This window comes from Anaeromyxobacter terrae (assembly GCF_022690685.1).
GTDB lineage: Bacteria > Myxococcota > Myxococcia > Myxococcales > Anaeromyxobacteraceae > Anaeromyxobacter > Anaeromyxobacter terrae.
The window spans coordinates 49,737-53,894 of sequence record NZ_JALCYY010000036.1; the positions used below are offsets into that span (position 1 = coordinate 49,737).

The following is a 4,158-nucleotide window of genomic DNA, read 5'->3' on the forward strand; positions in this document are numbered from 1 at the left end:
CCCCCCCCCCCCCCCCCCCCCCCCCCCCCCCCCCCGCGCGGGGGGGGCGCCCCCCCCCCCCCCCCCCCCCCGCGCCGCTTTCTCACTCGATCGTCGCAGCGTCTCGAGGGTCGACGATGCCGCAGTCCTTGATCTTGTAGAGGAGCGCCTTGTAGCTGACCTGCAGGCGCTTCGCGGCCTTCCGCTTGTTCCAGCCGGTGCGCATGAGCGCGCGCAGGATCGCCTCGCGCTCCGCGATACGGGCGGCGCGCCGCGCGACGTCCTTGAGCGGGGCGTCCTCCGGGAGCGCAGGGGCTTCGCCGGGACGATGGACCCCATTGACCGCGCCCGTCGGCGGCGCCTGCGACCCGGCGTTCGCGAGCGCGGGCGGCGTCCCGCCGAGCTCGCCGAGGACCATGGCGGGATCCCGCAGCACGACGAGCCTCCGCACGAGGTTCTCGAGCTCGCGGACGTTCCCCGGCCAGTCGTAGGCGTGGAAGCGCTCCATCACCTCGGCCGGGATCTCCTCGAGGCCGCCGCGGTAGCGCGCCCGGTACTTCTCGACGAAGTGCCTCACGAGCGGGCCGATCTCCTCGCGCCGCTCGCGGAGCGGCGGGACCCGGATCGTGACGACGTTCAGGCGATAGAAGAGATCCTCCCGGAAGGTGCCCTGCCGGATGGCCGCCTCGAGGTTGCGGTTGGTCGCCACCACGACGCGGGCGTCCACGCGCACCGGGCGCTTGCCGCCTACCCGGTAGAACTCCTCGTCCTGGAGGACCTGCAGGAGCTTCGCCTGGAGCCGGGGGTCCATCTCGCCGATCTCGTCGAGGAAGATCGTCCCGCGATGCGCCAGCTCGAACTTGCCGGGCTTCTCCGCGTGCGCCCCCGTGAACGCCCCCTTCTCGTGCCCGAAGAGCTCGCTCTCGAGGAGCTCTCCCGGAAGGGCCGCGCAGTTGATCTTCACGAAGGGGCGACCCGCCCGGTGGCTGGTCGCGTGGATCCGGCGCGCGATGACGTCCTTGCCCACGCCGCTCTCGCCGATGAGCAGCACCGGGACGTCGGTGTCGGCGATCCGGTTCACGAGCGACCAGACGCGCTCCATGGGTCCGGAGAGCGGGGTGGTGGGCAAGAGGTCGCCGTCGCCCGGCTCTGCCGTGACAGCGGCGGCGGCGCGCGCCTCGGCGACATCGGGAGGGCGCCTCCCGGGACCGTCGAGGGCGCGGCGCAGGACGAGGTTCAGCTCCGAGACGTCGAACGGCTTCGGGAGGTAGTCGGTCGCGCCGAGCTTCATCGCCCGGACGACGTCCTCGGCCTGGGAGAGCGCGGACATGACGATCACCGGGACGCGCGGGTCCCGCTCGCGGATGCGCCGCAGGACCTCGAACCCGTCGGGCTCCGGGATCACCAGATCGAGCAGCACGGCGTGGGGCCGGGAGTTCGCGATCGCAGCGAGCGCCTCGACGCCGTCGCGCAGGGGACGCACGCGATATCCCGCGGTCGCGAGGAATTCGCAGAGCGCCTCGCGGGCGTCGTCGTCGTCCTCGATGACGAGTACGGTGCAGTCGTTGTCCATCGTCGTTCCGTCGGCGGGGAGGTCCGTGCCGCCGGTGTGAAAATGGAACGACCAGGTGTTCCCGGCACCGGCCCTAACGCGGCGGCTGACGGGCGAGCGAGCGCTTCGCTTCGCTTTCGCGCCGAGGCATTCCATGACATACCCCGGGCCGTGCGGATGTCCCGATCCCGCCTCCTCCTCCGGGCGATCCTCCTCGCGACGGGAGGCGCGTTCATGCTCTGGAAGGCGTACGACTCCGCCCGTGGTGCGCGAGCGCTCCAGGGTGGCGAGGCGCTGCTCCTCCAGCGCATCGCGCTCATCGAGGCGCTCGTCGGCGTGCTCGCCCTCGGCGCCGCCTTCGTCGCCGCCGCCGCGTTGCGATCGCGCCGCCGCAAGCGCACGCTCACCCTGGGCGACGCGGATCGCCGGCCCTGACGCGGCGGGCGCCGTCCGGAACCGATCCTCGATGCGACGCTCCTCGCTCCTCGTCCTCCTCGCGGCGCCCCTCCTCGGCGGCTGCGCCTCGGGCCCACGCACCGTGGCCGGGCCGTCGCCGGGCCGTTCACGCGCGGAGGCGGCGGCGTCGTCCGGCGTGGCGCGGGTCTCCGGCGCGGAGGCCCGGCGGCTCGTCGCCGACGGCGCGCTCCTCGTGGACGTGCGCGACCCCGAGGACTTCGCCTTCGACGGGATCGACGGCGCCGTGAACGTCCCGGCCGCGGAGGTGAGCGCGCGGCTCGCGGAGCTCGGCCCTCCGGGTCTCCCGGTGATCGTGTACTGCGAGACCGGTAGGAGGAGCGCCGCGGTCGCTCGCGAGCTCGTCCAGCTCGGCTACGCGCGCGTCTACGATCTCGGCCCGCGCGCCGCCTGGTGATCGATGCCGGAGGCCCCCCCGCGCGGGAGGGACTCGCGGCGCTCGGATCAGTAGAGCCGAGCGATCTCGGCGCCCGAGTAGTAGGCGCCCAGGATCTCCCGGTACCCCTGCCCGGCCTGGGCGCGCCCCACGGCCCCCCACTGGCACATGCCCGCGCCGTGGCCCCAGCCGCCGCCGCGCAGGAGGGCGCCATCGCCGGCGGGCTCCACCACGAACATCGCCGAGGGCAGATCGCCGAGGAGGCGCCGGATGCGGAGCTCACCGACGACCTCGGCGCGGCCGCCCTCACCCTCGACCGCGAGGACGCGGGCGCGCCCCGACACGCCGCGCGCGCCGACCGCGAGCGCGCGCACGTGACCGACCCCGAGCGGCGCGGCCGCCGCATCGAGCTCCGCGCCGGTGAGGCGACGCTCCCATCGAAAGCGGGTGGCGGCCGGCGTGGAGGGGCGGCGGCACCAGGCGTCGCCCGGCTCGGCGAGGAACGCGCGGAGCCGGGCCTCGTCCGCGAGGCCGCCCTGCCATCTCGCCGCCTGGGGCGCGGGGAGATCGGGCCGTCCGCGCAGGCTCGCGCTCGCGGCATCGCCCCAGACGAGATCGTTGTCCTCTCCGTGGCCGCCGCAGGTCGCGGAGTACACGGCGTCGACGAGCGCCCGGTCCGTCGCGCCGAAGAGCATCTCCCCGCGCGTCGAGCGCACCGCCTCGTCCGTGCGCGCGGTCCGCGCACCGTCGCCGCGGTACGCCTGGCAGTGGACCTCGGCGCACAGCATGAAGGGATCGGCGGCGTGGCGCGCGCCGAGCTGGGCGAGCACGTTCGACCGGGCCGTGACGGCCTGGGCCTTGAGCGCCTCGAGCGGCGAGGACGCCGGCATCTCGCTCGGGACGAGCCCGCGGAGGAGCTCCTCGAGCGGCACGCCGTGGATCGCGGTGAGCGCGCCGTGCGCGTCGAGCGTGACGAGCAGGCGCCCGCCGTAGGCCCGATCCTCGCGCGCACGGCCGCGCGCGCCGCGGTCATGCTCGACGTCCTCGACGAGGAAGCCCGCGTCGCCGGCGACGTCCAGCCACAGGGCGCCGTCCGCCTCGCCGAGGGGCGCGCCGCCCTCGCCGCGGAGCTCGAGCGTCCCGTGCGGCCGGCCTACCACGTCCGCGTGCAGCGCCGCCTGTACTCCGAACCGCGCGCGCAGCGCAGCGATCGTCGCCCGCGCCGCCTCGAGCGAGCCGTCTCCCTCGGCCAGGAGGAGCTCTCGCCGCGTGTCCACCACCCGGCCGCCGATGCCGTAGACCGCGCCGGTCACGCGGGAGCGCACCGCCACGCCGCGCGCCACCCAGGTGCGGCGCGCCTCATCGAGCGCGGCGCGCGCCGCGGGCGGCTCCTCCGCGAGCAGTGCGTGGTGCACCACGACCGCCGGGGAAGCACCGCGAGCGCGCACCGTGAGCCGGGCAGCGGCGGGGACCTCCACGACGGCGCCGCCACGCAGCGTGATCCGGCCGGGAGCGCGCGCGCGAAAGGCGACCTCCCGCTGCCCCTCCATCAGGCGGATCGTGACGAGCGGCTCTCCGTCCCGCATGAAGCCGAGGCGGTGCGCCCAGAGGAGCTCGAGGGGGTCGGCGAGGTCGGCGGCGGGAGGAGGCGCGAGGGGGGCAGGGGTCGGGGTCGGGGTCGAGGTCGAGGTCGAGGTCGGGGTCGAGGTCGGGGTCGGGGTCGGGGTCGGGGTCGGGGTCGGGGTCGAGGTCGAGGTCGCGGTCGAGGTCGAGGTCG

General features: G+C 75.5%; 4 protein-coding genes. 2 read left to right on the plus strand and 2 right to left on the minus strand.

Annotated elements, in window-relative coordinates; genetic code table 11:
* Positions 1–82 precede the first annotated feature (82 nt).
* Positions 83–1,552, minus strand: coding sequence for a sigma-54-dependent transcriptional regulator (locus MNY62_RS16360; protein WP_242345256.1), 1,470 nt, complete (start codon positions 1,550–1,552; stop codon positions 83–85).
* Positions 1,553–1,708: 156 nt separating this feature from the next.
* Between MNY62_RS16360 and MNY62_RS16365 the strand changes: the two genes are divergently transcribed.
* Positions 1,709–1,966 (plus strand): hypothetical protein, encoded by a 258-nt coding sequence (locus MNY62_RS16365; protein WP_242345257.1) that lies wholly within the window; start codon positions 1,709–1,711, stop codon positions 1,964–1,966.
* Between the two features lie 31 nt (positions 1,967–1,997).
* Positions 1,998–2,402, plus strand: coding sequence for a rhodanese-like domain-containing protein (locus tag MNY62_RS16370; RefSeq protein WP_242345258.1), 405 nt, complete (start codon positions 1,998–2,000; stop codon positions 2,400–2,402).
* Between the two features lie 47 nt (positions 2,403–2,449).
* Here MNY62_RS16370 and MNY62_RS16375 read toward each other — a convergent pair.
* On the minus strand, positions 2,450–4,158 hold a 1,709-nt coding region (locus MNY62_RS16375), incomplete at its 5' end, for a SpoIID/LytB domain-containing protein (protein ID WP_242345259.1).

What these genes read in the sequence shown, in the direction of transcription:
- MNY62_RS16360 (WP_242345256.1), bottom strand. Translation starts at nt 1,552, where the DNA reads ATGGACAACGACTGCACCGTACTCGTCATCGAGGACGACGACGACGCC.
- MNY62_RS16365 (WP_242345257.1), top strand. Translation starts at nt 1,709, where the DNA reads ATGTCCCGATCCCGCCTCCTCCTCCGGGCGATCCTCCTCGCGACGGGA.
- MNY62_RS16370 (WP_242345258.1), top strand. Translation starts at nt 1,998, where the DNA reads ATGCGACGCTCCTCGCTCCTCGTCCTCCTCGCGGCGCCCCTCCTCGGC.